Source organism: Herbaspirillum lusitanum P6-12 (genome assembly GCF_000256565.1).
Taxonomy (GTDB): Bacteria; Pseudomonadota; Gammaproteobacteria; order Burkholderiales; family Burkholderiaceae_D; genus Herbaspirillum; species Herbaspirillum lusitanum.
Genome location: NZ_AJHH01000165.1, coordinates 1 through 2,781, shown reverse-complemented (window position 1 = coordinate 2,781; position 2,781 = coordinate 1). Strand labels below are relative to the sequence as shown.

Annotated in this window: 2 protein-coding genes and 1 pseudogene; 2 read left to right on the top strand and 1 reads right to left on the bottom strand. The window is 61.6% G+C overall.

Annotated features, from left to right (window positions below; genetic code table 11):
• Positions 1 to 11: 11 nt before the first annotated feature.
• A complete protein-coding gene (locus HLUSI_RS0105570; RefSeq protein ID WP_016833031.1) occupies positions 12 to 515 on the bottom strand; it encodes a dihydrofolate reductase in 504 nt (167 codons plus the stop codon).
• A 413-nt stretch (positions 516 to 928) separates the two neighbouring features.
• On the opposite strand from HLUSI_RS0105570, the gene HLUSI_RS0105565 reads away from it, so the two are divergent.
• Both HLUSI_RS0105565 and HLUSI_RS27170 read left to right on the top strand, forming a co-directional pair.
• Positions 929 to 2,512: a glucan biosynthesis protein G gene (locus HLUSI_RS0105565; RefSeq protein ID WP_083830853.1), complete on the top strand. Its 1,584-nt coding sequence runs from the start codon at positions 929 to 931 to the stop codon at positions 2,510 to 2,512.
• Positions 2,485 to 2,781, top strand: a pseudogene (locus HLUSI_RS27170) (hypothetical protein); the annotation flags it as partial. The gene HLUSI_RS0105565 and the pseudogene HLUSI_RS27170, both read left to right, overlap by 28 nt.

Sequence of the window (2,781 nt, the reverse complement as noted above, 5' to 3'; positions counted from 1 at the left end):
GTGCGGGCCTTTCAGCGTCTTTCGTATGTCACAAATGCGTAGTCAAATCCCTGCGTTTCGGCGCGATGGGTTTCACGCGCGGTCTCGCGCCACAGCTCGCGGTCGATGGCCGGGAAGAAGGCGTCGCAGTCGAAGGCTTTGCTGATTTCAGTGACGATCAGACGCGTCGCCAGCGGCAGCGATTCGGCGTAGATCTGGGCGCCGCCGATGATGAAGGCGTCGACGCCGGCCACCAGCGCCGCGGCTTCTTGCAAGGATGACACTGTTTCGACGCCCGCGTGGGACCAGTCGCGGTTGCGCGTGATGACGATATTACGGCGATTCGGCAAAGGCCGTCCGATCGAGTCGAAAGTCTTGCGTCCCATGATGATGGGATGGCCCGAGGTGGTGCGCTTGAAGTGGGCGAGGTCGTCCGGCAGATGCCAGGGCAGGGTGTTGTTGATGCCGATGCCGTTCTGGCTGTCGGTGGCGACGATGACGCACAGTGCGCCGGAGGCGGAAGGTGTAGGTGACATGCCGATACTTGTGTAGGATTGCCGGAAGTCCGGCGCGCCTTGTGTCCTTTTGCGCCGCCGGTGAGCGCGTCATATTACAGGACAGTTCGCCCGCGATGGAACTTTATGGGTCGGAGTTGTCCTTATAGAGGTATCCCCGGTAACGTCCGCAAGAACCTGGCCAGCCTGTCCGTGGTGAGTCAGCGATGGTTCTTTGGTGGTTCTGCGCGGCAACGTTGTGGCGTAGTCTGCGACGCCATTGCAGGCAGCCCGCAGGCGCAGCAGCCCGGCCAACGCAGCAATCTTTCACGGTCTTGCCCGTGTTCCGACGAAGTGTTCGGTCAACTTGGGCAACATTGGGTAAACTACGCCAACTTTCGAAACGCGGAAGAGCGTTATCGGATAAGAAAAACTGCATGTCAGACGGAAATCCAATGGTCTTATCTTTGTATCGGCGGGGCGCCTTGAAAGCTGCCGCCAAGCTGCACCCGTCCCGTCTTCTGGGGCAACTGCTCGTGCCGGCTGCGCTGACCGCGCTGCTGGCCTTGTATGGAAACAACGCGGCAGCGTTCGACTTCAACGACGTCGCCGTGCGCGCCAAGGCGCTGGCCGGCAAGTCGTACAAGAAGCCGGCCGACAAACTGCCCAAGGAGATCAAGGATCTCAGCTACGAGCAGGCCAATCAGTTGCACTTCAAGCAAGATCGCGCCTATTGGCGTCCGGAAAAACTGCCCTTTGAGTTGTCATTTGTGCATCAGGGCGGCGGTTACGTCGAGCCGGTGCGCATCAATGAAATCATTGGCGGCGGCGTGCGCGAGATCGTCTTCAATTCGGCGTTGTTCGATTACAGCCATACCCGCATCGATCCGCGCCGCGTGCGCAACATCGGTTTCGCCGGTTTCCGCATCCGCTATCCGGTCAATTCCGCCAAGGAAAAAGACGACGTCCTGACCTTCCTCGGCGCCAGCTATTTCCGCGCCATGGGCAAGGGCCAGGGCTACGGCATTTCGGCGCGCGGCCTGGCGCTCGACACGGCGCTGTATTCGGGCGAGGAGTTCCCGCGCTTCACCGAGTTCTGGCTGGCGCGCCCGAATCCGGGCGACAAGGAACTGACCATCTATGCGCTGCTGGATTCGCCGCGCGCCACCGGCGCTTATCGCTTCGTGCTGCGTCCTGGCGTCGACACCACCATCGACGTCAAGGCGCAGCTGTATCTGCGCTCCAATGTCACCAAGCTTGGCATCGCGCCGCTGACCAGCATGTTCTTCTTCGGCGAAAACCAGAACGGACCGAGCGACGATTTCCGTCCCGAGGTGCATGACTCCGACGGCCTGTCGATCCAGTCCGGCACCGGCGAATGGATCTGGCGTCCGCTGGTCAACCCCAAGCGCCTGCTGGTGACCGCGTTCAGTCTCGACAATCCGCTCGGCTTCGGCTTGATGCAGCGCGATCGCCAGTTCTCCAGCTATGAAGACCTGGATTACCATTACGAAGCGCGCCCGAGCACCTGGATCGAACCCAAGGGCAAGTGGGGCGCGGGTCGCGTCGAACTGGTGCAGATCCCGACGCCGGACGAGACCAACGACAACATCGTCGCCTACTGGATGCCGAACGCCATGCCCAAGCCGGGCCAGCCGTTCAACGTCGAGTACAAGATGTACTGGCAGAGGGAAAGCGAGAAAAAGCCGCCGCTGGCCTGGGTGGCGCAGACGCGTCTCGGACACGGCTATCGCGCCAAGTCCGACGACAGCATCGGCATGTCGATCGACTTCGACGGCGGCACGCTCAAGAAGCTGCCTGCCAACGCCAGGGTGGAGGGGACAGTGGAAAGTGACGGCAACGGCAAGATCGTGAGCGTGACAACACGACGCAACGACGTCACTGGCGGCTGGCGCGTGGAAGTCAAGCTGCGCCGGACTGAAGAAAACAAGCCTGTCGAGCTGCGCGGTTTCCTGCGCAACGCCAATGGCGGCACAACCTTGTCTGAAACGTGGAGCTACATATTACCCCCCAATTGAGGCAAGCCTCCGACGCACCAAACGCATCAAACGCATCACTGGCCTCACTCGCGTCGCAACAGCTGGAGCGCTATCTCGACCGCCTGACGCTGGCGCCTGAACAGCGCCGGGCGTTGCTCGCCCATGTGAGCGGGCAGGATGCCGGCGACGCCATGCGCAATTTGCACGGCATGCTGGCAGGGGAGCAGCACAATCTGCATGACAATCCCGCGCAGGACTCGATTGCCGCGCGTCTCGAACTGGCTTATCCACACGCTGCGGCCGACGCC